The 23,611-nt window shown below is 73.0% G+C and carries 21 protein-coding genes; 13 read left to right on the top strand and 8 right to left on the bottom strand.

Features of this window, described 5'->3' with window-relative positions; translation table 11 throughout:
• The first annotated feature begins 3 nt into the window (after positions 1-3).
• The 10 genes from pafA to J2W21_RS07715 all read left to right on the top strand — a co-directional run bounded on the left by pafA (position 4) and on the right by J2W21_RS07715 (position 12,147).
• On the top strand, positions 4-1,380 hold the full coding sequence (gene pafA, locus J2W21_RS07760; RefSeq protein WP_307113902.1) for a Pup--protein ligase: 1,377 nt from the start codon (positions 4-6) through the stop codon (positions 1,378-1,380).
• A 79-nt stretch (positions 1,381-1,459) separates the two neighbouring features.
• The gene (locus J2W21_RS07755) at positions 1,460-2,392 is read left to right on the top strand and encodes an FKBP-type peptidyl-prolyl cis-trans isomerase (RefSeq protein ID WP_307113901.1); all 933 of its coding nucleotides are present in this window, start codon (positions 1,460-1,462) and stop codon (positions 2,390-2,392) included.
• 27 nt (positions 2,393-2,419) lie between these two features.
• Entirely contained in the window at positions 2,420-2,815 is a 396-nt protein-coding gene (locus J2W21_RS07750) for an FKBP-type peptidyl-prolyl cis-trans isomerase (RefSeq protein ID WP_307113900.1), read from the top strand.
• Positions 2,816-2,894: 79 nt separating this feature from the next.
• Positions 2,895-4,886 carry a helix-turn-helix transcriptional regulator gene (locus tag J2W21_RS07745; protein WP_307113899.1) on the top strand — a complete coding sequence of 664 codons (1,992 nt, stop codon included), beginning with the start codon at positions 2,895-2,897 and terminating at the stop codon, positions 4,884-4,886.
• Between the two features lie 10 nt (positions 4,887-4,896).
• Positions 4,897-5,250, top strand: coding sequence for a hypothetical protein (locus J2W21_RS07740; RefSeq protein WP_307113898.1), 354 nt, complete (start codon positions 4,897-4,899; stop codon positions 5,248-5,250).
• Between the two features lie 24 nt (positions 5,251-5,274).
• A complete protein-coding gene (gene tatA, locus J2W21_RS07735; RefSeq protein ID WP_307113897.1) occupies positions 5,275-5,553 on the top strand; it encodes a Sec-independent protein translocase subunit TatA in 279 nt (92 codons plus the stop codon).
• A gap of 43 nt (positions 5,554-5,596) precedes the next feature.
• Entirely contained in the window at positions 5,597-6,391 is a 795-nt protein-coding gene (tatC, locus tag J2W21_RS07730) for a twin-arginine translocase subunit TatC (RefSeq protein WP_307113987.1), read from the top strand.
• A 28-nt stretch (positions 6,392-6,419) separates the two neighbouring features.
• The gene (locus J2W21_RS07725; protein ID WP_307113896.1) at positions 6,420-9,374 is read left to right on the top strand and encodes a DEAD/DEAH box helicase; all 2,955 of its coding nucleotides are present in this window, start codon (positions 6,420-6,422) and stop codon (positions 9,372-9,374) included.
• Positions 9,375-9,422: 48 nt separating this feature from the next.
• Complete coding sequence (locus J2W21_RS07720) at positions 9,423-11,063, top strand: amidohydrolase (RefSeq protein ID WP_307113895.1); 1,641 nt, start codon at positions 9,423-9,425, stop codon at positions 11,061-11,063.
• A gap of 346 nt (positions 11,064-11,409) precedes the next feature.
• Positions 11,410-12,147 (top strand): polyprenol monophosphomannose synthase, encoded by a 738-nt coding sequence (locus J2W21_RS07715; protein ID WP_307113894.1) that lies wholly within the window; start codon positions 11,410-11,412, stop codon positions 12,145-12,147.
• A gap of 112 nt (positions 12,148-12,259) precedes the next feature.
• Here J2W21_RS07715 and J2W21_RS07710 read toward each other — a convergent pair whose 3' ends face one another.
• The 4 genes from J2W21_RS07710 to yczR form a co-directional block, all read right to left on the bottom strand.
• Positions 12,260-12,595, bottom strand: coding sequence for an RNA polymerase-binding protein RbpA (locus J2W21_RS07710; RefSeq protein WP_307007688.1), 336 nt, complete (start codon positions 12,593-12,595; stop codon positions 12,260-12,262).
• 137 nt (positions 12,596-12,732) lie between these two features.
• Positions 12,733-13,863, bottom strand: a complete 1,131-nt coding sequence (locus tag J2W21_RS07705; RefSeq protein WP_307113893.1) for an SPFH domain-containing protein — start codon at positions 13,861-13,863, stop codon at positions 12,733-12,735.
• A 29-nt stretch (positions 13,864-13,892) separates the two neighbouring features.
• Positions 13,893-14,357 carry an NfeD family protein gene (locus J2W21_RS07700; protein ID WP_307113892.1) on the bottom strand — a complete coding sequence of 155 codons (465 nt, stop codon included), beginning with the start codon at positions 14,355-14,357 and terminating at the stop codon, positions 13,893-13,895.
• 114 nt (positions 14,358-14,471) lie between these two features.
• Positions 14,472-15,869 (bottom strand): MocR-like transcription factor YczR, encoded by a 1,398-nt coding sequence (gene yczR / locus J2W21_RS07695; RefSeq protein WP_307113891.1) that lies wholly within the window; start codon positions 15,867-15,869, stop codon positions 14,472-14,474.
• A 61-nt stretch (positions 15,870-15,930) separates the two neighbouring features.
• On the opposite strand from yczR, the gene yczE reads away from it, so the two are divergent.
• Positions 15,931-16,620 carry a membrane protein YczE gene (gene yczE, locus J2W21_RS07690; RefSeq protein WP_307113890.1) on the top strand — a complete coding sequence of 230 codons (690 nt, stop codon included), beginning with the start codon at positions 15,931-15,933 and terminating at the stop codon, positions 16,618-16,620.
• Here yczE and J2W21_RS07685 read toward each other — a convergent pair.
• Positions 16,598-17,446 (bottom strand): putative RNA methyltransferase, encoded by an 849-nt coding sequence (locus J2W21_RS07685; protein ID WP_307113889.1) that lies wholly within the window; start codon positions 17,444-17,446, stop codon positions 16,598-16,600. The two genes, yczE and J2W21_RS07685, sit on opposite strands and share 23 nt — an antisense overlap.
• Before the next feature lie 41 nt (positions 17,447-17,487).
• On the opposite strand from J2W21_RS07685, the gene J2W21_RS07680 reads away from it, so the two are divergent.
• The gene (locus J2W21_RS07680) at positions 17,488-19,509 is read left to right on the top strand and encodes a S9 family peptidase (protein ID WP_307113888.1); all 2,022 of its coding nucleotides are present in this window, start codon (positions 17,488-17,490) and stop codon (positions 19,507-19,509) included.
• Between the two features lie 7 nt (positions 19,510-19,516).
• Here the strand turns inward: J2W21_RS07680 and J2W21_RS07675 are convergent, their stop codons facing one another.
• The 3 genes from J2W21_RS07675 to J2W21_RS07665 are packed head-to-tail and all read right to left on the bottom strand — an operon-like array spanning position 19,517 to position 21,982.
• Positions 19,517-20,194 (bottom strand): peptide deformylase, encoded by a 678-nt coding sequence (locus J2W21_RS07675; protein ID WP_307113887.1) that lies wholly within the window; start codon positions 20,192-20,194, stop codon positions 19,517-19,519.
• 27 nt (positions 20,195-20,221) lie between these two features.
• On the bottom strand, positions 20,222-21,076 hold the full coding sequence (locus J2W21_RS07670) for a hypothetical protein (RefSeq protein WP_307113886.1): 855 nt from the start codon (positions 21,074-21,076) through the stop codon (positions 20,222-20,224).
• Positions 21,077-21,094: 18 nt separating this feature from the next.
• On the bottom strand, positions 21,095-21,982 hold the full coding sequence (locus J2W21_RS07665; protein ID WP_307113885.1) for a LysR family transcriptional regulator: 888 nt from the start codon (positions 21,980-21,982) through the stop codon (positions 21,095-21,097).
• A gap of 90 nt (positions 21,983-22,072) precedes the next feature.
• Between J2W21_RS07665 and J2W21_RS07660 the strand changes: the two genes are divergently transcribed.
• Positions 22,073-23,572 carry an arylsulfotransferase family protein gene (locus tag J2W21_RS07660; protein WP_307113884.1) on the top strand — a complete coding sequence of 500 codons (1,500 nt, stop codon included), beginning with the start codon at positions 22,073-22,075 and terminating at the stop codon, positions 23,570-23,572.
• Positions 23,573-23,611 lie beyond the last annotated feature (39 nt).

Raw genomic sequence — 23,611 nt, 5'->3', positions numbered from 1 at the left:
GGCGTGGACCGGCGCATCTACGGCGTCGAGACCGAGTTCGGCATCGCGTACTCGAGCCCCCAGGGCCGGCCCCTCGCGCCGGAGGAAGTCGCCCGGTACCTCTTCCGCAAGGTCGTCAGCTGGGGCAGGTCCTCGAACGTGTTCCTGGCCAACGGCTCGCGCCTGTACCTCGACGTCGGCTCGCACCCGGAGTACGCGACGGCCGAGTGCGACGACGTGGCCCAGCTGGTCGCGCACGACAAGGCGGGGGAGCGGATCCTCGTCGACCTCATCGCCGAGGCCGAGCACCGCCTCGCCGAGGAGGGCTTCGACGGCCGCGTGTACCTCTTCAAGAACAACACCGACACCGCCGGCAACTCGTACGGCAGCCACGAGAACTACCTCATCCCGCGCCGCACGGAGTTCTCGCGCCTCGCCGAGGTGCTCATACCGTTCCTCGTGACCCGGCAGCTGCTCTGCGGGGCCGGCAAGGTGCTGCGCACCGCCCAGGGCCCGATCTACGCCTTCTCCCAGCGCGCGGACCACATCTGGGAGGGCCTCTCCTCGGCCACGACGCGCTCCCGCCCGATCATCAACACGAGGGACGAGCCGCACGCGGACGCCGAGCACTACCGCCGCCTGCACGTGATCGTCGGCGATTCGACGATGTCCGAGACGACGACCATGATGAAGCTCGGCACCGTGGACCTGGTGCTGCGCATGATCGAGGCCGGCACGATCATGCGCGACGCCCGGATGGAGAACCCGATCCGCAGCATCCGGGAGATCTCCCACGACCTCACCGGCAAGGCGCCGGTCCGCCTCGCGAACGGCCAGCAGTCGAGCGCCCTCGCCCTGCAGCAGATGTACCTCGAGAAGGCGCAGGACTTCGTCGCCGCGAACGGTGCCCACACCCCCCATGTGGAGCGCATCCTGGACCTGTGGCAGCGGACCCTGGAGGCGGTCGAGTCGCAGGACACGCGGGCGATCGACACCGAGGTCGACTGGGCGATCAAGAAGAAGCTGATCGACCGCTACTGCAGCAGCCACGATGTCGACCTCGACTCGGCCCGTGTGGCCCAGCTCGACCTCACCTACCACGACATCAGCCCCGACCGAGGCCTGTTCTACCTGCTCCAGCGGCGCGGCGCAGCGGCCCGGGTCGTCGACGACGCGGCCATCGCCGACGCGGTCGCGAACCCGCCGCAGAGCACGCGGGCGCGGCTGCGGGGCCGCTTCGTGAAGGCCGCCCAGGCGGCAGGGGTGGACTACACCGTCGACTGGGTCCACCTCAAGCTCAACGACCGCGCCCACCACACGATCCTGTGCAAGGATCCCTTCGCCAACGAGGACCCCAGGGTGGACGAGCTGCTCGACAGCCTCAGGCCCTTCACAGGCTGACCCGGTAGGCTTGTCGAGGCCCGCGCGGCCCGTCCGCCGCCACGCACCCGTGGCGGGATCCCCCACAGGAAGTTGACCAGTGCGCCGTCTCATCGCCCTGCTGCTGCCGCTCGCCCTGTTCGTGGCCGGCTGTGGCAGCTCAGCCCCGTCCGCCTCGGACCCCACGCCCTCCAACGCAGGGCAGGTCGCGGCCCTCGACCAGCTCAAGGTCACCCCCGGCGACAAGGCGCCGAAGGTGGACTTCCCGAAGCCGCTCGCGGTCAAGGACGAGACGATCAAGATGGTCCAGGCCGGCGACGGCCCCGCGGCGAAGGCCGGGCAGACCGTGGAGATCGGCTACGTGGCCCTCAACGGCGGCGACGGCTCGGTCCTCGAGGACACCTTCAGCAAGGGCTCGTCCGAGAAGGTCGAACTCTCAGACCAGCTCAAGCAGGGCAGCTCGGTCGTGTACAACGGCCTCGTCGGGGCCAAGGTCGGCTCCTACCTCGCCTACGCGACCCCGGCCCAGTCCGCCGGCGAGAACCCGGAGGCCGCGGCGTCGACCCTCCTCGTCATCAAGATCCTCTCGGTGAAGGACACCCCCACCCCGCTCAGCAAGCCCGAGGGGGACGCGGTGACCAACCTTCCGGCAGGTCTGCCCAAGGTCTCCGTGGACAGCAAGAATGTCCCGCAGATCGACGTCAAGGGTGCGGACAAGCCCAAGGACGTTGTCGCGCAGGACCTCATCGCCGGCCACGGGGACAAGGTCAAGGCCAACGACACGATCGTCGCCAACTACGTCGGCGTGAACCTCTCCGACGGCACCAAGTTCGACTCGAGCTACGACAAGGGCCAGCCCGCCACCTTCAGCCTCCAGGGCGTCATCCCCGGGTGGACGAAGGGCCTCACCGGCAAGACGGTCGGCTCGCGCGTGCTCCTCGTGATCCCCGCCGCGCAGGCCTACGGCGCCCAGGGCCAGGGCCAGGCCAAGGGCGACCTCGTGTTCGTCGTCGACATCCTCGGCATCAAGTAACCCACCACATCCACTTCAGGAGGCACCATGTCCTTCGGACAGCGCCAGTACGACCGCAGCAAGCCCGAGATCGAGTTCCCGGAGGGCGACACCCCGACCGAGCTGACGATCATCGACCTCATCGAAGGTGACGGCCGGGAGGTCGTCGCGGGGGACACAGTCTCGACCCACTACGTCGGCGTGGCCTGGTCCACCGGCGAGGAGTTCGACGCCTCGTGGAACCGCGGCACCCCGCTCGACTTCCGCGTCGGCGTCGGCCAGGTCATCCAGGGCTGGGACCAGGGGCTCCTCGGCATGAAGGTCGGCGGCCGCCGCCGCCTCGAGATCCCCTCCGACCTCGCCTACGGTTCCCGCGGCGCCGGCGGGGCCATCAAGCCGAACGAGGCCCTCATCTTCGTCGTCGACCTCGTCGGCGTCCGCTGACCCGACCGACTTCGCGCACGCACTGCGGGCGGCGACCAGCCTGGGCTGGTCGCCGCCCGTTTCGGTCTAGGCTCTTGATGTGTCCGAAGCCAAGACCTCGCGCCTGCTGAACCTCCTCATCGCCCTGCTCCACACCGAGCTCGGGATCTCCCGCGAGAGGATCCTGCGCGACGTCTACGGGCATACCGCCCCCTCCGGGGACGCCGCAGGCGCCGACCCCGACACCGAGGCCGTGCTGCGCAAGTTCGAGCGCGACAAGGCCGATCTCCGCGCCATGGGCGCCGTCATCGTCGAGGAAGTCGGCTACGAGCGCATGGAGAGCGACGAGGAGGTCGCCAAGTACCGGATCGACCCCGCGGGCTTCCGGCTGCCTCCCCAGCGCTTCAGCGCGGAAGAGTCCACGTGGCTGGCCCTCGCCGCCCTCGCGTGCGACGACGCGGTGGCCGGCGCCGATGCGCAGCGCGCGCTGCGCCGGCTCGAGGCCGCAGGCGCACTGCCCGAAACCCCGCCGTCCCAGATGCAGCCCCGGGTGCGGCTCGACACCCACTGGGTGGCCCTGACCGACGCGGCGGCGCGCGGCGCGGAGGTCACGTTCGACTACCACGCGACCAGCACCGGCGAGACCCGCCGGCGCCGGGTCCAGCCGTGGGGGCTCGGCCAGCGCTACGGCCAGTGGTACCTGGCCGGCAACGACCTGGACCGCGGCGGCCTGCGCGTCTTCCGGCTCTCCCGCATCCACGGCGCCGTCACCGTGGGCGAGCCGGGCAGCTTCGAACCGCCCAGCGAGGGAGCCGTCCGGGACGCCCTCAACGGGTTCGATGCCCTCGCCGAGCGGCGCGCGGGCCTCCTCATCGCCGAAGACCGCGCGCTCGACCTCCGCCGCCACTGGGAGCCCGCCGGCGCCGGGCCGCCCGGCTGGGACTCCGGCGAATACACGTTCCGCGACGTCTCCGTCGCCGCCGAGCGGCTCGCGGGATTCGGCGACGCCGTGAAGGTCCTCGCCCCCGAGGACCTCGTCGCCGAGGTCCTCGGCCGCCTGCGCGGTGCCCGCGAGGCCATCGGATCGGCGGGAGCGGCCGAGACGCCCGGGCAGAAGCCGGGCCGGCGGATCACCACGGGCCAAGAGCGTCTCGAACGGCTCATGGACCTCGTGCCGTTCCTCCTCTCGGGTCCCGTCACCGTGCAGGAGATCGCCGAGGAGTTCGGGCTGACGAGGAAGGCCGTGCTGCGCGAGCTCGAGCTCCTGCGGGACGCCGGGCCCATCGACTCCGCGGGCTTCCAGAGCTACATCGAGATCTCGGTGGACGAGGACGTGGTGACGGTCGCGAACGCCGAGGAGCTCTCGCGCCCCCGCCGGCTCAGCCCCGGCGAGGCGGTGGCGCTCCAGCTGGGGCTCAAGGCCCTCCTGCCGCTCGCCGATGCGGCGTCGGCCGAGGCCATCCTGCGGCTCGCCGACAGGGTCGGCGCGGCAGCAGTCGAGGGGGGCCGGGGCCTGCCGGAGGTGGACCTGAGGTCCGAGCCCCAGCACAATGCCGACCTCGTCCCGGTGCTCGCGGAGGCGGCCCTCGCCGGCCGCACGCTCCGGCTCCGCTACCTCAACCCGACCAAGGACGAGGTGACGGAACGGCTCATCAACCCCCTCGGGGTCTTCTCCGACGCGGACCGCTGGTACGTCAACAGCTACTGCCACCGTGCCGGGGACCGCCGCGTGTTCCGCATCGACCGCATCGAAGCCGTGGAGGCGGCCGAGCCGCTGCCGCTCCCCGAGGGATTCGAGCCCGGGGACGGGGCCCCGTCCATGCGCCGGGCCAGCGACCTCGAGGTCACCGTACGGCTCGCCCCGGAGGCGCGCTGGGCCGAGGCGAGCTTCGACGCCCACGACGGCAGGGACCTGGAGGACGGAAGCCGCCGCGTCCGCCTCACCGTCCTGGACCTCGCCTGGCTGCCCTCCTTCCTCGCCCAGTTCGGCGGCGCCGCCGCGCTGGAGGGCCCGCCCGCGGCCGTCGATGCCGCGCGCGCCTGGTTCGACCGCGCCCTCGCCCTGTACGGGGCCGCTGCCACGACCCGATAGGCTGGATCCCGTGCCGTGGTGGTCGTGGATCCTCATCTGGGTGGCCCTGGTGGCCTGCACCCTCGTTGTCCTCCTGCTCGGCGGGATCTACCTGTTCCGCAAGGGGATGGCCGTCGTGCGCGGCGCCGCCGCGGACCTCGAGCGGGTCACGGCGCGGCCCGCGGCAGGTGAGACGGCGGACGACGCCGGCCCCGCCGCCGTCGTGCGTGTTCCCGGCAGCGCTGTGTTCGCCGACCCCGACCGCATGCGCCTCGAGTACGAGCAGGGGCGCGAACTGCGGCGCCTCGCCCGGCGCGACCGGCGTGTCGCGCGACGGCGCGAGCGGGGCCAGATGCAGTCCCTCCGCGACCTCGGCCTCAACTAGACTTGTACCAACGAAAGGATTCCCGTGGGACGACTCTTCGATGGCCCCTGGCCCATCGTCATCATCATCATCGTGGCGCTGCTCCTGTTCGCCGCTCCGAAGCTGCCGGCCATGGCGCGCAGCCTCGGGCAGTCGATGCGCATCCTCAAGTCCGAGGTCAAGGAGATGAAGAACGACGGCAAGGACACCTCGGCTTCCGGCCAGTCCACGGCCGGCGCCGAGCAGCCCGTCGAGGGCAAGGTCATCCCGCCGAAGGGCGCTGGCCGGGCCGACGGGGACGCCGGTCCTTCCTCGCACGCCTGAGGTGGCCGCCGGGAAGGGGCGGAAGGCCAACCCCGAGGGGCGGATGCCCCTGCTCGAGCACCTTCGGGAGCTGAAGAACAGGCTCATCAAGGCGGCCATCGGCGTGGCCATCGGCGCGGTCGGCGGCTGGTTCCTGTACGACCCCATCCTCCGGGAGCTCGAGAAGCCGGTCGAGAACATCGCCCACCAGACCGGCGGGCTCTCGTCGGTCAACTTCTCCACCATCGCCTCGCCGTTCGACTTCAAGCTCCAGCTGGCCATCCAGATCGGCCTGGTCATCTCCAGCCCGGTCTGGATCTACCAGGTCTGGGCGTTCATCATGCCCGGCCTGACTCCCAAGGAGCGCAAGTACACGCTCGGCTTCATGATCGCCGCGGTGCCGCTCTTCCTCGCCGGGGTCTGGGTGGGGTGGATGGTCGTTCCCCAGGTGGTGCGCGCGCTGACCCAGTTCACCCCCGCGGGCTTCTCCAACATGATCGACGGGCGCGAGTACATCGACTTCGTCACGCACATGCTGCTCTTCCTCGGCGTGGCGTTCCTCGTCCCGGTCATCCTGGTCGGCGTGAACATGGCCGGAATCCTGCCCGGCAGGACCATCCTCAAGGCGTGGCGCATCACGGTGTTCCTCGTCTTCGTCCTCGCCGCGGTGGCCGCGCCGGGGGCGGACGCGATCTCGATGTTCATGCTCGCGATTCCGCTCCTGGGACTGTTCTTCGCCGCGATCGGGGTCTGCATGGCCAACGACCGGCGCAGGGCCCGGCGCATCGAGAAGGTGGCGGCGGAGACGGACGCCATCGCGGACACCCCGACGTCCCGGGCCGACCTCGAGAACCTCTGACACTGCGGGCGGGGACTAGGCTGGACCCATGTCCACCCCCGCCGAGAGCATGTCACCGGCCGAACGCTACGCCGCGGACGCGAGGCGGAGGGCGTTGGCCAAGACCGAACTGGGAGCCTTCGCCGCCACGGTGGCCTTCCCGCTCGATCCGTTCCAGATCGAGGCGTGCCGAGCACTCGAGGCAGGGCGCGGCGTCCTCGTCGCGGCACCGACCGGCGCCGGCAAGACCATCGTCGGCGAGTTCGCGATCCACCTGGCCCTCCGGCAGGGCCTGAAGGCGTTCTACACGACGCCGATCAAGGCGCTGTCGAACCAGAAGTACGCGGAGCTGTGCGCCATCCACGGCGTGGAGCGGGTCGGCCTCCTCACCGGGGACACGACCATCAATGGCGAGGCCCCCGTCGTGGTGATGACCACCGAGGTCCTGCGGAACATGCTCTACGCGGACTCCGACACCCTCGCGGGCCTCGGCTACGTGGTGATGGACGAGGTCCACTACCTCGCCGACCGCTTCCGCGGCGCCGTGTGGGAAGAAGTCATCATCCACCTCCCGCGGGACGTCCGGCTCGTCTCCCTCAGCGCCACCGTCTCCAACGCCGAGGAATTCGGCGCATGGCTCGACACGGTCCGCGGCGAGACCGAGATCGTGGTCTCCGAACACCGGCCCGTCCCGCTCTGGCAGCACGTCCTCGTGGGGCGACAGCTCGTGGACCTGTTCGCCACGCGGCAGTCGTTCGAGGCCCTCGCCGACGTCCATGACCGCGACACCGGCGGCGAGGGCGAACCCCCGTCGTCCCCGCCGTCCGCGGCGCCGCGCGCCGAGGCGAGCGTCTCCGAGCTCACTGCGGTCAACCCCGAGCTGGTCGAGCTGGGCCGCCGGGAGTCCCAGCAGCTCTACCGCGGCCGGTTCGGGCACGGCGGCCGCGCGCGCCGCCGCGAGGAGCGCCAGCGGGGCGAGAAGCAGTCCCCGCGCGCCGGCCGGCCCGGCGACGCGCCGCCCCTTCCCGGAACGCGGGCGAGCCGCCCGCAGATGGTGCAGGCGTTGGAGCGCCGCGGCCTGCTGCCGGCCATCGACTTCATCTTCTCCCGGGCAGGATGCGACGCCGCCGTGCAGCAGTGCCTCGACGCGGGCCTGGACCTGACGACCCCCGCCGAGAAGGCTGAGATCACCGCGGCGGTGGACGCCGCCGCCGTCGACATACCGTCCGCCGACCTCCCCGTGCTGGGCTTCTGGGCCTGGCGGGAGGGGCTCCAGCGGGGCCTGGCCGCCCACCATGCCGGCCTCCTGCCGACCTTCAAGGAGACCGTCGAGAAGCTGTTCGCCGCCGGGCTCGTGAAGGTCGTGTTCGCGACGGAGACCCTCGCCCTCGGCATCAACATGCCTGCGAAGAGCGTGCTCATCGAGAAGCTCGAGAAGTTCAACGGTGAGGCCCACGTCGACATCACCGCGGGGGAGTACACCCAGCTCACCGGCCGGGCCGGCCGGCGCGGGATCGACGTCGAGGGGCACGCGGTCGTCCAGTGGCGCCCGGGGCTCGATCCCTCCGCCCTCGCGGGCCTCGCCTCGCGCCGCACGTACCCGCTGAACTCGAGCTTCCGGCCGACCTACAACATGAGCATCAACCTCGTGGCCCAGTTCGGCCGGGAGCGGGCGCGCGAGATCCTCGAGAGCTCCTTTGCCCAGTTCCAGGCGGACCGCTCGGTGGTCGGCCTCGCCCGGCAGGTGCGCAGCCGCGAGGAGTCACTCGCCGGCTACGAGAAGGCCATGACGTGCCATCTCGGGGACTTCGGCGAGTACTCGAGGATTCGGCATGAGCTCTCCGAGGCCGAGAAGGCCGCTTCCCGCCAGGCGGGGCGCGCCCGGCGGTCCATGACCGTGGACTCGCTCGCCCGCCTCGCGCCGGGTGACGTCGTGGAGATCGGGCAGGGGCGGCTCGCCGGGAGCGCGGTGGTGCTCACCTCGGACCCGAACGGCCGGGAGCCGAGGCCGCAGGTCCTCACCTTCGACCGGAACATCCGCCGCATCGGCCTGCACGACGTCGACGGTCCCCTCGAGCCGATCGCGCGGATCCGGATCCCGAAGCACTTCGACGCGAAGAGGCCCAAGGACCGCCGCGACCTCGCTGCGTCCCTGCGGCACGCGACCGAACGGGCACGCCTCGAGGGCCCCGACGCGGGCGCCCAGGGGCGACGGTCCCGCAGGGACTTCGCGTTCGCGGGCGGCTACCAGGACACCGAGAAGCGCATCACCGACCTGCGCCGCCAGCTCCGCACCCATCCGTGCCACGGCTGCGCCGAACGCGAGGACCACGCCCGCTGGGCCGAGCGCTGGATCAAGCTCCGCCGCGAGACCGATCGCCTCGTCGAGCAGATCCAGGGCCGCACCAACACGATCGCCAAGACCTTCGACCGGGTGTGCGACGTCCTCGAGTCCTACGGCGCGCTGGCCCAGGGCGCGGCGGGGCCCGAGGTCACCCCCTTCGGGCAGCAGCTGCGGCGCATCTACGGCGACAAGGACATGCTCACCGCCCTCTCGCTGCGCGAGGGCGCCTTCGAGGACGTGGACGCCGCCGAGCTCGCCGCGCTCGTGAGCATCCTCGTATACCAGGCCAAGCGCGAGGAGGGGGGCCTCACGCCCAAGATGCCCAGCATCTCCCTCGACGTCGCCGTCGACGTCGTGCTGCGGGAGTGGTCCCAGCTCGAGGACGCCGAGGAGCAGCACCGGCTGCCGCGCACGTCCGAGCCGGAGTTCGGACTCGTCTGGCCCATCTACAAGTGGGCCCGCGGCCGGGAGCTGCAGAATGTCCTCTCGGGCACCGAGCTGGCGGCGGGCGACTTCGTGCGGTGGGTCCGCCAGGTCATCGACCTGCTCGACCAGCTCGCCGATGTGCCCGGGACCGACCGGCGGATCTCGCGGCTGTGCCACGAGGCGATCGGGCTCCTGCGGCGCGGTGTGGTCGCGTACTCGAGCCTCTCCGACTAGAACACCTCACGACCAAGGACACCGCGAACGATGCAAGGGGATCCATCCATGCCCGACGAGCGCGCGCTCACCCTCTACCGCAACGGCTCCGTCTACTCCGCCGCCGACCCCTTCGCCTCGGCGATGCTGGTGGACGGCGGGACCGTCGCGTGGGTCGGCTCCGAGCAGGCCGCGGCCTCCCTCGTCGACGACCGGATGACAGTGGTGGACCTCGACGGAGGGCTCGTGGCGCCGGGCTTCGTGGACTCGCATGTGCACGTCACGGACACCGGCCTCGCGCTCTCCTCGCTCGACCTCTCCACGGTCGCATCCGCGGCGGACCTCCTCGACGCCGTGGCGCGTGCGGCGGACGGACTGCCCGCCGATGCGGTGCTCCGGGGCCACGGCTGGGACGAGTCCCGCTGGGCCGACCCCACGCTGCCGAGCGCCGGGCAGCTCGCGCGGGCCGCCGGCGGGCGGCGGACGTTCCTCACCCGGGTGGACGTCCACTCGGCGCTCGTGTCCGCGGACCTCGCCGGCGGGGCGGGGGCAGACGCTGCTCCCGGAGAGGCACCCCGGGTGGTCGGCGACGCGCTCCACGCCGCCCGCGCCGAGACCCGCCCGGTTGCTCCCGAGGAACTGGGGCGCCTGCACGGGCTGGCGCTGCGCCACGCCGCGTCCCGGGGCTATGTTGCGCTGGTCGAGCAGGCCGCACCGCAGCTGGGCGGGCTCGAGGACCTGAGGCTCCTGCTCGGCCGGAATGCCGCCGCCGAACCGGAGGTGATGGCCTACTGGGGCCAGCAGGTTTCCTCTGCGGAGGAGGCCCGTGCGGTCCTCGACGGCCTCGGTGTCCCGGTGCGCGGCCTGGCCGGCGACCTGAACATCGACGGCTCGATCGGCAGCCGGACCGCGCTCCTGAGCGCCGACTACGACGACGCTCCCGGCCACCGCGGCACGGCGTTCCTGACGGCCGAGCAGGTCGGGGCCCACCTCGCGGCGCTGTCGGAGATCGGCGTCCAGGGCGGCTTCCACGTGATCGGCGACGCCGGCCTGCAGCTCGCGCTCGAAGGCCTCCGCCTCGCGTCGGAGCGGGTCGGCAAGCACGCCGTCCGCGCGGCCGGACACCGGCTCGAGCATGTCGAGATGGCCGGCGATGCCGAGGCTGCAGCCCTCGCCGAGTACGCCGTCACGGTGAGCGCCCAGCCCCTCTTCGATGCAGCCTGGGGCCATCCCGGCGGCCTCTACGAGCAGCGCCTCGGCACACGCCGGGCGGGGATGAACCCGTTCATCCGCTTCTACTCCGCCGGCGTCCCCCTGGCCTTCGGGTCCGACTCGCCGGTCTGCGCACTCTCCCCCTGGGAGAGCGTGCGCGCGTGCCTGACGCACTCGGACCCCTCGCAGCGGATCTCCGCCCGCGCGGCGTTCCTCGGGCACACGCGCTCGGGATGGAGGGCCGCGAGGCACCCCAACCCGCTCATGGGCCAGCTCGTCCCGGGCGCACCGGCGAGCTTCGCAGTATGGCGCGCAGACGAGCTGATGGTGCAGGTCGCGGACGAGCGGGTGCAGGCCTGGAGCACCGATCCCCGGGCCCGCACGCCCCTCCTTCCTGCACTGGACACCGAGCACCTGCCCGATTGCCTCCTCACGGTGCACGAGGGGCGCCAGCTGTTCCGCAGCGATGCCTTCTCCGCCGGGGCGTCAGCGGCCTGAGAGCTCGGGTCCCGACTGCGCCCGGCAGGCGGTGCTCATCTGGGGCAACACGGGAAACCGCAGATGAATGGACGGTTGACACCTGAGTGTGACCCCGTAGGATCGAGGACAACGGGTGTGAACTGCCCGGTAGGGCCCGGTTCACCGAGCATTCGGGGGATTAGGCGTCACGACAGGCCCGTGCGTCCGTAGAAAACAGTCCGGGGGACCGACCAGCTGCCGGCCCCGCGCGACTGGCCCGAAGACGCACGGGCTTGTCGGTTCCCCGGGTGGCCCGGGTCGGCTGGCTATAATGGGCTCTTGCGCCTTCGAGCGCTTGACGACCCCGCCCCGAAAGGCCCACTTCGTGCGCATCCTGACGATCATTCCGACGTACAACGAGCTCGATTCGCTGCCCAAGACCTTGGGCCGGCTGCGGGCAGCCGTTCCGGCGTCGGACGTCCTCGTCGCGGACGACAACAGCCCCGACGGCACCGGCGCCCTCGCAGACCGGATCGCGGCGGAGGACCCGCAGGTCCACGTGATGCACCGCCGCGGCAAGGAAGGCCTCGGTGCGGCGTACATCGCCGGCTTCCGCTGGGCGCTGGAGCGTGACTACGACGTCATCGTCGAGATGGACGCCGACGGATCCCACCAGCCCGAGCAGCTGCCCGCGCTCCTCTCCGCCGTCGAGGACGGCGCCGACCTCGTCATCGGCTCCCGCTGGGTGCGCGGCGGATCCGTGGTGAACTGGCCCTTCTACCGCCAGCTCATCTCCCGCACCGGCAGCACGTACGCCCGGCTCATGCTCGGGCTCGGGCTGCGCGACATCACGGCGGGGTACCGTGCCTTCCGGCGCACGACCCTTGAGAAGCTCGACTTCGACTCGATCGAGTCGAAGGGCTACGGGTTCCAGGTGGACCTCGCTTGGCGCGTCGCCAAGATGGGCCTCTCCGTCGTCGAGGTGCCAGTGACCTTCGTCGAGCGCGAGCTCGGCAGCTCCAAGATGAGCGGGAACATCGTGGTCGAGGCCATGGTGAACGTCACCAAGTGGGGCCTGAAGGAGCGGTGGTCCCAGCTCACGAGCCGCGGCAGGCAGCGCTAGGAGTGTCCGCAGCACGGACACGACGAGGAGGGCGGGAACCTGAACGGTTCCCGCCCTCCTCGTCGACGTGCGTGTGCCGGCTGGGGTGCCGCCGTCTGGTGACGGCCGGGCTTCAGGCGCCGCGCTTGCTCCGCAGGAGCTCGAGGCGGTCGGCCAGGATCTGCTCGAGCTCGGGGATCGACCGGCGCTCGAGGAGCATGTCCCAGTGTGTGCGGACGGCCTTCTCGTTGGTGTCCGTGGGCCGCTCGCCGTCGACCAGGAACGCCTCCTTGCCGGTCTTGGAGGTCCAGACCGGGGGGATCTCCGCCTCGGACGAGAACGTGACGAACACCTGCTCGCCGTCCTCGCACCGGTACTCGACGCGCTGGCGCGGCGCCGGCTCGACGCCCGCCTCCGTCTCCATGGACTGTGCACCCAGGCGCATGCCGCGCAGGCTGCGGTCGCTCATCTCTTCTCCCTCGCGTTCTGCCGGACCTGGAAGGGGCCCGACCCCTATGCCAACGCACGCCCGGGCCACGGTGTTCCCACCGGCCGGGCTCACGCTCTCTTGACCGACCTCCCATTATAGGCGAGGCGGCCGCCCGGCTAATGCTTGGCACCGTCCTCACCGGGGAGGGTGCCCGGCTCCGCCGGGTCGATCGGGTCGCTCTCGAGCGCCCCGAGCCCGCGGTGGACACCGTGGCGGAGGATGCCCTGGGCCTCGGCGTCGAGCTCCGACGGCTTGGCGGCCTCCTCCTCGAAGGCGCGCGCGTCCTCTTCGAGGCGGTCGACGGATTCCTCTGCGGAGGCTGCCGTGGGCGCGGTGGGCCGCACCGGCTCCGACGCCGCCGACTGGGACACATTCCCGAGCACCCCGCCGATGCCCTTGAGGGCCTCGCCGATCTCGCTGGGGATGATCCACAGCTTGTTCGAGCCGCCCTCGGCGATCTTCGGCAGGGTCTGGAGGTACTGGTACGCGAGGAGCTTCTGGTCCGGGTTGCCCTGGTGGATCGCGTCGAAGACCTTCTGGATCGCCTGCGCCTCGCCGTCGGCCTTGAGCACGGCGGCCTTGGCCTGGCCCTCGGCCTTGAGGATCTGCGACTGCCGCTCGCCCTCGGCCGTGAGGATCGCCGACTGCTTGGTGCCCTCGGCGGTGAGGATCGCCGCCCGGCGGTCCCGTTCGGCGCGCATCTGCTTCTCCATCGAGTCCTGGATCGAGTGCGGCGGCTCGATGGCCTTGAGCTCGACGCGGGAGACCCGCAGGCCCCAGCGGCCGGTGGCCTCGTCCAGCACCCCGCGCAGCTGGCCGTTGATCTGGTCCCGGGAGGTGAGCGCCTCCTCGAGGTTGAGTCCGCCGACGACGTTGCGCAGCGTCGTGATGGTGAGCTGCTCGACCGCCTGGATGTAGTTGGCGATCTCGTACGTCGCCGCGCGGGGGTCCGTCACCTGGAAGTAGACCACCGTGTCGATCGAGACGACGAGGTTGTCCGAGGTGATGACCGGCTGCGGGGGGAAGGACACGACCTGCTCGCGCAGGTCGAGCAGCGGCAGCAGCCTGTCGACGAAGGGGATGAGCAGCGTCAGGCCCGGATTGAGCGTGCGCTGGTACTTCCCGAGCCGCTCGACGACGCCGGCCCGCGCCTGCGGGATGATCCGCACGGAACGGCCGAGCACCGTGCCCACGAACAGGATGACGACGATGACGACCACGAGCAGAAGGATGCTTCCGGCGTCCATGGTTTCCCCCTTGACTGGTAGTGGTGTGCCTAGCTTCGGTAGGGCGACGTGCTGCCGCTGGGGGCCACGACGGCGGTGGCGCCGTCGATCGCGACGACCTTGACGACGTCGCCCGGGAGGAACTCGCCGCGCTCCGCGCGGGCGGTCCAGACGTCGCCGCCGATCTTGACCAGTCCGCGGGCGGAGTCGACCGGCTCGACCACGGTGGCCGGGGACCCGACAAGGCGGTCGACGTTGGTGCGGACGTCCTCGATCGCGGGCAGCATGTGCTTGACGGCCACCGGGCGGACGAACGCGATCATCGCCACGGACACGGCCGCGAAGACCAGGCCCTGGAGCCAGGCGGGGCCGCCGAGCAGGGCGGTGACGAGCGCGGCGAGTGCGCCGCCGGACAGCATGACGAACACGAGGCTCAGGCTGAGCATCTCGATGCCCCCCAGCACGAGCGCGAGCACGAGCCACACCATCCAGGCGTTGTGTTCGAACCAGTCCATCCCGCCCCTCCTCACGCGCGCCCCTTTGCTCCCACACTAGCCCAGCCCGTCGTGGGCGGGGCCGTCCGGCGGGTTGCGGTTCGGCAACCGCATGGCCGCCCGCCGATCGGGTGGTCAGACCGCCACGAGAGGTGGCCGCGACGGCCCTGCGTACGCGTCGGAGGCAGCGTCCCTCAGCGCGGCCACGGCCTGCCGCAGCTCCTGCGGAGAGGCGGTGAAGGGAAGGCGGAGGCGGTGCTCGAAGGCGCCGTCCATGCCGAACCGGGGCCCGGCGGTCAGCGCGACCCCCCGGGCACGGGCCGCGACGACCAGCTGCGACGAGGACAGCGGCGTGCAGTCGGCCCACACGGACATGCCGCCCTGCGGTGCGGTCCACGTCCAGTCAGGAAAGTGCTCGGACAGCGCTCCGGCCAGCGCAGCGAGTCCCTCGCCGAGGCGGTGGCGCCGTTCGGCCACGAGGACGTCCTGGCACTCGAGCAGTTCGGCGGCGACGAGCTGCTCGAGCACCGGTGTGCCGAGGTCGAGGCTGGTCCGCGCCTGGGCCAGGCGGGCCACCATGGCCCGCGGGGCCCGGATCCAGCCCACCCGCAGTCCGCCCCACGCGAGCTTGGCGAGGCCGCCGAGCGTCACGGAGCCGGGGGCGAAGGCGGCGAGCGGCGGCAGCGGCCCGCGGCTGATGTCCAGCAGGGCCGTCGTCTCGTCGGCGACGAGGACCGTGCGGTGCCGCTCGGCCAGCCGGGCGAGCCGTTCGCGTCCTGCCGGGTCGAGGCTCGCTCCGGTCGGGTTGTGGAAGTCGGGCATCGTGTAGGCCAGCGCAGGCGAGGTTGCCCGGAAGGCGGCGGCCGCGGCCTCGAGGTCCCAGCCGGCGGGCGTGACGGGAAGCGCCACGAGCCGGGCGCGAGCGGCCTGGAGCGTGTCCATCGCGTGGGGGTAGGTGGGCTGTTCGACCGCGGCGCGGTCGCCGGGGGACAGGAGGGTGCGGGCCACGAGCGCGATGCCGTGCTGGACCCCGGTGGTGACCATGATCTGGTCGGGGTCGGTGGGGACGCCGCGGGCGGTGTAGTGGTCGGCGACCGCGACGCGCAGCCGCGGCAGGCCGATGACCTCGTAGCCGGACCGGCCCAGCTCGGGGCCGAGCGCATCCGCGGCGCGGCGGATGCAGTCCTTCACCGGGCTCGCGGCGGGCATGGCGGCCTTGGTCAGGTCCAGCACGCCCGCCTCATCCGGTGCGGCGCCGGCGGGGCGGTCGGGGAGGACCACGTAGCTGCCGGAGCCCCGCACGCTCTTCAGGCAGCCCAGCTCGCGCAGGAGGGCGTAGGCGCCGGCCACCGTGGTGCGGGACATCCCCAGCGCGGCGGCAAGCTCGCGCTCGGCGGGCAGGCGGACGCCGTCCGGGAGCCGGCCGTCCACGGCGAGGAGCCGGAGCCTCTCGGCGAGCTCGGAATAGAGGGGCCCGTGGCCGGGCAGCGGGCCGAGCATGCGCCCGAGCCGTTGGGATGTGACCGTGACCATAGGGCCACGGTACCCGAATTGGCCCTGTCCAGTGATGCCAATGCTGGGAGAAGGTGGTTCCGTGAACGCCTTCCTCGACAGCCCCCGCCTGCTGGTGCGGCTCGTCCGCCTCTACGTGGGGCTCGCGGCCTACGGCCTCGCGATCGCCCTGCTCCTGCGTTCGGGCCTCGGCTCCTCACCCTGGGACGTCCTCTCCCAGGGCGTGGCGCGCACCCTCGGCCTCAGCTTCGGCGCGACCACCGTCGCGGTCAGCGTCCTCGTGCTCGTGGCGTGGATCCCGCTCAGGCAGCGGCCCGGCTGGGGGACGCTCTCGAACACGCTGCTCATCGGCGTGTTCGCCGACCTCGGCTTGGCGTGGATCCCCGCGCCGGCGGAGGGAACGCTGCACCTCCTCTGGCAGTCGGCGGACCTCGCGGGCGGCCTGGTGCTGCTCGCCCTGGCCTCGGCCCTGTACATCGGCGCGAGGCTCGGCCCGGGCCCGCGCGACGGGCTCATGACCGGTCTCGTGGCCCGGACCGGCCGCCCCGTGTGGATGGTGCGCTGCGGGATCGAGCTGACCGTCGTGCTGGCCGGCTGGCTGCTGGGCGGGACGGTCGGGATCGGCACGGCGGTGTTCGCGTTCGGGATCGGACCGCTCATCCAGTCCGCCATGCGCCTCCTGCGGGTGGACCTCGGGCCGCGGCCGGCGCGGCCCGCAGAGGCCGTGCCTGCCTCCGCGGAGCCGGGGATCAGCGGCGCCGCAGCACGCTGAGCTCGACGGCCGCCGTGGCGCCCAGTTCCTCGCCCCCTGCAAGCCGCTCGAGCTCGGCGCGGGCCGTGTGGTGCCCGGCCGGGCCCATCTGGGCAAGGTCCGCCGCGGAGGCAGGAGTGAGGGCCAGCGGAAAGCTCAGCTGGGTGCGCGAGACGGGCTCATAGTCCTCGGCGGCGGCGGATTCAAGGGCTTCGGCCTTGCCCTCCGGCACGTCGAGGAGAGGCAGCCGGGCGCGCAGCTCGGCGAGGTGCTGGGGGAGGGGTGTCACGGCCACGAGGAGGCCCCCGGTCCGGGTGATGCGCGCGAACTCGGGGAGGTTCCTCGGGGCGAAGACGTCCAGCACGGCGTCGACCGCGCCAGCGGCCACGGGAAGCGGCCTCCACAGGTCCCAGGCGAGCGCCGCCACCCGCTCCAGCCGCGCCGCACGCCGCAGGGCCTGCGGACTGAGGTCCAGTGCGACGGCCCGCGCGCGCCGGGGGCCGCCGCCGGCGAGCCGGTCGAGCACCGCGGCCAGGTAGTATCCGGTTCCTGCCCCGGCGTCGAGGATCGCGGCGTCCGCCGGCAGGGCGGAGCAGGCGTCGGCGAGCGCGGCGGCGATCGGCGCGTAGTGGCCCGCGCCGAGGAAGGCCTCCCTGGCAGCAACCATGTCCGCGGTGTCCGGGGTGGAGCGGCTGCGGCGGCCGGTCAGGAGATTGACGTAGCCGTGCCGCGCGGCGTCGTACCGGTGGCCCTCGGCGCACACGAGCGCCCTGGGGGTGCTGGCCTGCGCGTCCCAGTCGGCGCCGCAGTGCGGGCAGATCAGCAGGTCCAGGGCGTCGGCGAGCATGGCTCCCATCGTATCGGGGTCCCTCTGCGTAGGATTCCCGCATGCTCCCTGCGCACCTTGACCTTGTCCGCTCGCTGTCCGCCCCCGCCGTGCACCCGGCCGCCGGCCGCTGCGCCGTCGCCGTGACCCGGCCCGACTTCCGTGCCGATGCCGCGGTCGGCCAGATCTGGGAGGTGCCCCTGCACAGCGGGCCCGCGCGGCTGCTCACGCGGGGCTTCCGGGACACCGCGCCGCAGTACTCGCCGGACGGGTCCGTCCTCGCCTTCCTGCGCGCCGCCCCCGCGGGCAGGCCGCAGCTCGCGATCGTGGACGCCCGCGGCGGCGAGCCGCGGGTCCTCACGGACGCCCCGCTGGGCGTGGCCCAGTTCGCCTTCTCGCCGGACGGCGCGAGGATCGCCTACACGGCCCGCGTGCCCGAGCCCGGGCGGTACGGCTCCACGGACGGCGTGGCGGCCGGCGCCGAGGACCCCCGGCTCATCCGCGACCTCAACTACCGGATGAACGGCGTCGGGTACACGGGCGACCAGCGCACGCGGCTGTTCGTCCTCGACGTCCCCGCGCTCGAGGCGGAGCCGTTCGTGGCTGCGCGCGGGCGGGCGGCGGCCGAGGAGGCCGCCGCGAAGGGGCAGGCCGCCGCCGAGGAGCAGGGCACGCCCACCGGCCTCCCCGAGGCCCGGCAGCTCACGGACGGCAGCGTGGACCATGCCGAGCCCCGCTTCAGCGCCGACGGCGCGTGGGTCTACACGGTCTCCGGCTTCGATCCTGCGGCCGTCGACACCCTGGGGAGCCGGGCGGTCCGCACCCCCGTCGCCGGCGGAGCGAGCGAGGCGCTCGACCTCGGCACCCCGGACGCCGCCTCGGTGGACCTGGCCGCGGAGACCCCGGACGGCTCCGGGGTGTTCGTCCTCGCCTCCTCGCTCGGCGACTCGGGTGCCGACTTCGTGGGCCGCGCCACGCACCTCTTCTGGCACAGCCCGGCCGACCGCGCGACCGTCCGGCTCAGTGCCGAGGGCGACGACCTCGGCGAGGCCGCCGGGGCGCTGCAGGTGACCGGAGACGGGCGAGCACTCGTCCTCGCCCGCACGCGCGGGACCGTGCAGCTTGTCTCCTTCGCCCCCGACGGCCGGCGCGAGCAGCTCACCTCCGGCCCGCTCGTGGTGACGGGAGCGGGCGAGGCGCGCGGCGCCGTCGTGCTCGCAGCGGCCGACGCCGACGGGCCCGGCGAGCTGTACCGGCTCGCCGACGACGGGGGGCTCGAGAAGCTGACCGATGTCAATGCGCCGCTGCGGGAGGCGGCGCCCCCGCGTGGAGCCCAGGAGTTCACGGGCACGAGTGCTGACGGCAGCGACGTGCACGGCTGGGTGGTGCTCCCCGAGGGCGAAGGGCCGCACCCGACCCTGCTCATGATCCACGGCGGCCCGTTCGCGCAGTACACCGGCGCATGGTTCGACGAGGCCCAGGTCTACGCGGGCGCCGGATACGCGGTCGTGATGTGCAACCCGCGCGGCGCCGCCGGCTACGGCGAGGACCATGCGCGCGCGATCCGTGGGCGGATGGGCAGCGTGGACCTCGAGGACGTCCTCGGCTTCCTCGACTCCGCGCTCGCCGCCTCCCCGCAGCTCGATGCCGCAAGGCTCGGGATCCTCGGCGGGTCCTACGGCGGGTACCTGACCGCCTGGACGATCGCGCATGACCACCGCTTCAAGGCCGCCATCGTGGAGCGCGGCTTCCTCGACCCGGTCAGCTTCGTCGGCTCGAGCGACATCGGGTGGTTCTTCCCGGGCGAGTACACCGGCTGGGACGCGGCGGCGATGACCGCGCAGAGCCCCATGGCCCGGGTGGGCGACGTCCGCACGCCGACCCTCGTGGTGCACTCCGAGGAGGACTGGCGCTGCCCGATCGAGCAGGCCCAGCGGTACTACGCGGCGCTCCGGCTCGGCGGGGTCGACGCCGAGCTGCTCGTCTTCCCGGGGGAGAACCACGAGCTCTCCCGCGCCGGCACCCCGCACCACCGCAGGGCACGCTTCGAGCACATCCTGCGCTGGTTCGCCCAGTACCTCTAGGAGCGGGCTACGCCGAGAAGCCGAGGGCCCGCGCGGCGCGCTCAGGGGTCGGCTGGGCCCAGCGGGCCGTGTACTCCTCGTTGGCGCACAGCGACCGCGGCTCCGCACGGTCCAGGTACAGGGTTCCGGCGAGGTGGTCGGTCTCGTGCTGGACGATGCGGGCCTGCCAGCCGGTGAACTCCGCCGACCGGGCGGCGCCGTCAGGGGCGGTCCACTGCGCCCGGACGACGTCGGCCCTGCGCACCACGGCGGTGTAGCCGCGCACGGAGAGGCAGCCCTCATAGAAGCCGGCGCGCCCGTCCCCGACCGGCGTGTAGGCCGGATTGAGCATGGCGAGGAACGGCAGGGGTACGCGGTGGCGCGCGCGGGCCGACTCCTCGTCGGACGCCCACGTGTCCTCGAGCACGGCCAGCCGCAGCGGGAGGCCGATCTGGGGCGCGGCGAGGCCCACGCCGGGCGCCGCGTGCATGGTGCGGCGCATGAGGAGGACCAGGGCGTCGAGGAGCTCGGCGTCGAGCTGGCCCTCGAAGGCCAGGGCCCGGGTCCGCAGGACGGGGTGCCCCGCCTGCACGATCGGCGGAAGGCCGTCCGCGGCCACGAGCTCGGCGGCGGCCTCGGCGATGCGGGCCGCGGACCAGTCGCTCTCCGGGGCTGCGGTCCGGTGGGCTGGGGATCGGGTGCTCATGGGGCAAGCCTAGGCGGGCGGGCGGTGCTAGCCCGACGGCCAGCCGCAGGCGCGGGCGACGAAGCGGTAGAGGGCGGCCCGCAGTGCCGGGGAGGCGGGGACCCTGACCACGCCGGTGGCCCCGCCGACCTCGAGCGTGACGGGGATGAGCGTGCCGACCTTGTCCTCGGCGACCGCGTGCGGGTCGCAGCGGGCGGGGCGCACCGCGAGCGGGAGTCTCGTCCCGGGGGCGAGGACGACGCCGTGCGGCCACGGCCGCCCCGGGTCCTCGCCGAGGAGGGTCGTGCCGGCCACTGAGGTGAGGACTGCCTGCGGCGGGGTCCCGGACGGCGCGGCGGGCGGGTCCGCGACGAGGGTCAGGACCGCGGTCCCAGGGGTGCTGCCCGCTCCGAGCGTCTCCTCGAGCCTCAGCCGCACGGCGTCCGCGGCCTGCTGGACGAAGCACTGCTCGCCGTGGAGCCGTGACAGCACCCCGTGCGGGTCGGCTGCGGGCACCGTGTGGTCCGTGCCGTCGGCGAGCCGGACGCGGACGGAGGGCGCGGCGTCGGACGTCTGGCGTCCGCAGCTGGCGGCTGCGAGGGCTGCGGGAAGGCTCAGGGTCTGGCCGGCGGACAAGTCCGCCGAGCCGGCCCATGCGGTGCCGTCCTGGAACCGGGGATCGGCCAGTTCGGCCCGGACCACCGTGAAGGGGGTGCCGCCGGTGTCGGTGATCTGGACGACGATGGAACCGGCGGCGTACTCGTCGCGGAACTGGTCGACGGCGGCGGCGATCGGACCTGCCGGGCTCGGCGCGGCAGGGGGAGCCGCGGGCGAGCAGCCGGCGGCGCAGGCGAGGACTGCGAGCGCGCCCAGCGCCCGGGCGGCCGCCGCTGAGGGGACCATGCGCCCAGAGTACGTCGGCTAGTGCCGGTCCACGACGATGCGCAGGAAGTCCGCGGCGGCCGGATGGAGGGGCCCGCTCGCCCGCCATACCGCGCGCAGCACCCGCCCGAGCCGGAGCCCCGGGGTGGGCACCTCGACGAGGCGTCCGCCGCGCAGCGCCGCCTGCACCGCGAGCCTGCTCACCACGCCGGGCCCCAGCCCCGCCGCGACGCTCGCGGCCAGCGCCGCGTTGCTGCCGACCTCGAACCGGTCACCAGCCCCGTGCGCGGCGAGCGCCAGATCCGTGATCTGCCGGGTTCCCGATCCGGGCTCCCGCACCACGAGCCCGGCCGAGGCGACGGCGGCGGGGGACACCTCGCCGTCGGCCGCCCACGGATGGTCCGGGCGCACGACGACGACCAGCTCGTCCCTGCCCACATCGAGGTAGCGGAACCCCGTCTGCACGGTGGGGCCCTCCACGAAGCCGAGGTCGGCGGCCCCGGAGCGCAGCCGGTCGAACACCTCGTCCGAGTTCCCGACGTCGAGCGTTGTGCTCACTCCGTGCAGGCGCTGCTGGGCCGTTGCCAGCCAGCCGGGCATGAGGTGCTCGGCGACCGTGAGCGAGGCGCACAGATGCAGGGTCCCCCGGCCGCCCTCGAGGGCACCGACCGCGCGGCCCACGTTCTCGGCGGCGCCGACGACCTCCGCCGCGAGCCCTGCGACCACCCGGCCCCGGTCCGTCAGCTGCGTCCCCCGGGGGGTGCGCCGGGCCAAGGGGAACCCCGCCTGGCGCTCCATCTGCTCGAGCAGGCGCGAGGCGTTGGGCTGGGCCATCCCGATGAGGCGCGCGGCGCTGCCGATGCTGCCTTCCGCGGCGAGCGCCGCGAGGAACCGGTAGTGCCTCAGGTCCCAATCCTGCACAGACATATCGCCAGCATATGGTCTGGCGTCCCGCGCTCAGCTGGAGCACAGCTGGGGGCCCTGTGGCGCACAGGCGCCCATTCCTACACTGGAGGCATGGTCAGGGTCAGCCGCCGCCACTTCCTCCAGGGCGCGGGGATCGCCGTCGTCGGCGCTGTAGCCGGCGCCGGGGTTGCCCGGTCGAGCATCTTCCCCCTTCCCCCGAGCGCCGCGGCCGCCGCGCCGGCGCCCAGCCCCTCGGCCTCCGCGGCGGCCGGGCCGCCCGACCGGACCTTCGTCACCACCAAGCTGACGGCGCCGCGCGTGAGCATCTGGACGGCGGGCCCGACCGCCCCTGGGCTGCTGTTCACGGGGCCCATGGGGCACGGGACGAACGGCCTGATCATGGACAACGCCGGTGCCCCCGTCTGGATGGAGCCCACCGGGGCCGGCGTCACGGACCTGCGCGTGCAGGCCTACCGCGGCGAGCCTGTCCTCACCTACTGGTCCGGCACGGGGATCGGCGGCCACGGGGAGGGAACGGGCATCATCAAGGACACGGCCTACACGACTATCGCCCAGGTCTCGGCCGGGAACGGCCTCAAGGCCGACCTCCATGAGTTCACCCTCACCGCCGCCGGCACGGCCCTGCTCACCTGCTACCCCACGGTTCGGGCCGACCTCTCCGCGCTCGGCGGACCCACCGCGGGCTACATGTACGACTGCCACGTGCAGGAGGTCGACGTCGCGACTGGGGCCGTGCTCTTCGACTGGACCGCGTCCCAGCACATCGGTCTGGCCGAGTCCTTCGTGAAGCCTGCGGACGATCCGACGGCCAACGGGGTGAGCGCCGCGACGGCCTTCGACCCGTTCCACGTCAACTCCGTCGACCGCCGCGCGGACGGGTACCTGGTCTCGGCGCGCCACACCCACGCCGCGTACCTCGTGGCCCCCGACGGCTCGGTGGCCTGGCGGCTGGGCGGGGCGCGGAACGACTTCACGATCCCGGCCTCGGCCGCCTTCGCGTGGCAGCACGATGTCCGCCAGCGCCCCGGCGGCCTCATCAGCATGTTCGACAACCACTACAAGGACGGCACGACCGGGACCTCACGGGGACTGGTCCTCGCGGTCGACGAGCGTGCACGCACGGTCACGCTCAGGCTCGCCCTCCAGCGGGGCGGGCACCGCGGCAACGCCATGGGCAACGTCCAGTTCCTCGACAACGGCCACTACCTCGTCGGCTGGGGCTCGGACCCCGCCGCCACCGAGTTCACGGCGGACGGCACGCCTGTCGCCGAGGCCACCGGGATCGGCGGCGGCTGCTATCGGGCGTACCGCCACGTCTGGTCCGCGACCCCGACGACGCGGCCCGACGTCGCCGTCGTGACGGGGAACGGCTCCACGATGCAGGCCTTCGCCAGCTGGAACGGCGCGACCGAGGTGGCAGGCTGGCGGTTCCTCACGGGCAGCAGCCCGCAGACCCTCACCGAGGCCGCACAGGTGAAGAAGCGCGGCTTCGAGACGAACGCCGCCGTGGCCGCGGCGGCGCACCTCGCCGCTCAGGCCCTCGAGGCCAAGGGCACCGTCCTGGCGACATCGGCGGTCATCGCGGCGTAGCGTGGGGGCCACGGGCCCTCCGATCCGGGGACGCCCGCC

The organism is Sinomonas atrocyanea, assembly GCF_030811715.1.
GTDB classification, from domain to species: Bacteria; Actinomycetota; Actinomycetes; order Actinomycetales; family Micrococcaceae; genus Sinomonas; species Sinomonas atrocyanea_A.
Note: the sequence above shows the minus strand (reverse complement) of the source record. Positions and strands in the feature narration are given on the sequence as shown.

Excerpts from the sequence above, each read along its gene's own strand:
- J2W21_RS07750 (WP_307113900.1), top strand. The coding sequence starts at position 2,420 with ATGTCCTTCGGACAGCGCCAGTACGACCGCAGCAAGCCCGAGATCGAG.
- tatC (WP_307113987.1), top strand. The coding sequence starts at position 5,597 with ATGCCCCTGCTCGAGCACCTTCGGGAGCTGAAGAACAGGCTCATCAAG.
- J2W21_RS07725 (WP_307113896.1), top strand. The coding sequence starts at position 6,420 with ATGTCCACCCCCGCCGAGAGCATGTCACCGGCCGAACGCTACGCCGCG.
- J2W21_RS07720 (WP_307113895.1), top strand. The coding sequence starts at position 9,423 with ATGCCCGACGAGCGCGCGCTCACCCTCTACCGCAACGGCTCCGTCTAC.
- J2W21_RS07710 (WP_307007688.1), bottom strand. The coding sequence starts at position 12,595 with ATGAGCGACCGCAGCCTGCGCGGCATGCGCCTGGGTGCACAGTCCATG.
- J2W21_RS07705 (WP_307113893.1), bottom strand. The coding sequence starts at position 13,863 with ATGGACGCCGGAAGCATCCTTCTGCTCGTGGTCGTCATCGTCGTCATC.
- J2W21_RS07700 (WP_307113892.1), bottom strand. The coding sequence starts at position 14,357 with ATGGACTGGTTCGAACACAACGCCTGGATGGTGTGGCTCGTGCTCGCG.
- yczR (WP_307113891.1), bottom strand. The coding sequence starts at position 15,869 with ATGGTCACGGTCACATCCCAACGGCTCGGGCGCATGCTCGGCCCGCTG.
- J2W21_RS07685 (WP_307113889.1), bottom strand. The coding sequence starts at position 17,446 with ATGCTCGCCGACGCCCTGGACCTGCTGATCTGCCCGCACTGCGGCGCC.
- J2W21_RS07680 (WP_307113888.1), top strand. The coding sequence starts at position 17,488 with ATGCTCCCTGCGCACCTTGACCTTGTCCGCTCGCTGTCCGCCCCCGCC.
- J2W21_RS07675 (WP_307113887.1), bottom strand. The coding sequence starts at position 20,194 with ATGAGCACCCGATCCCCAGCCCACCGGACCGCAGCCCCGGAGAGCGAC.
- J2W21_RS07670 (WP_307113886.1), bottom strand. The coding sequence starts at position 21,076 with ATGGTCCCCTCAGCGGCGGCCGCCCGGGCGCTGGGCGCGCTCGCAGTC.
- J2W21_RS07665 (WP_307113885.1), bottom strand. The coding sequence starts at position 21,982 with ATGTCTGTGCAGGATTGGGACCTGAGGCACTACCGGTTCCTCGCGGCG.
- J2W21_RS07660 (WP_307113884.1), top strand. The coding sequence starts at position 22,073 with ATGGTCAGGGTCAGCCGCCGCCACTTCCTCCAGGGCGCGGGGATCGCC.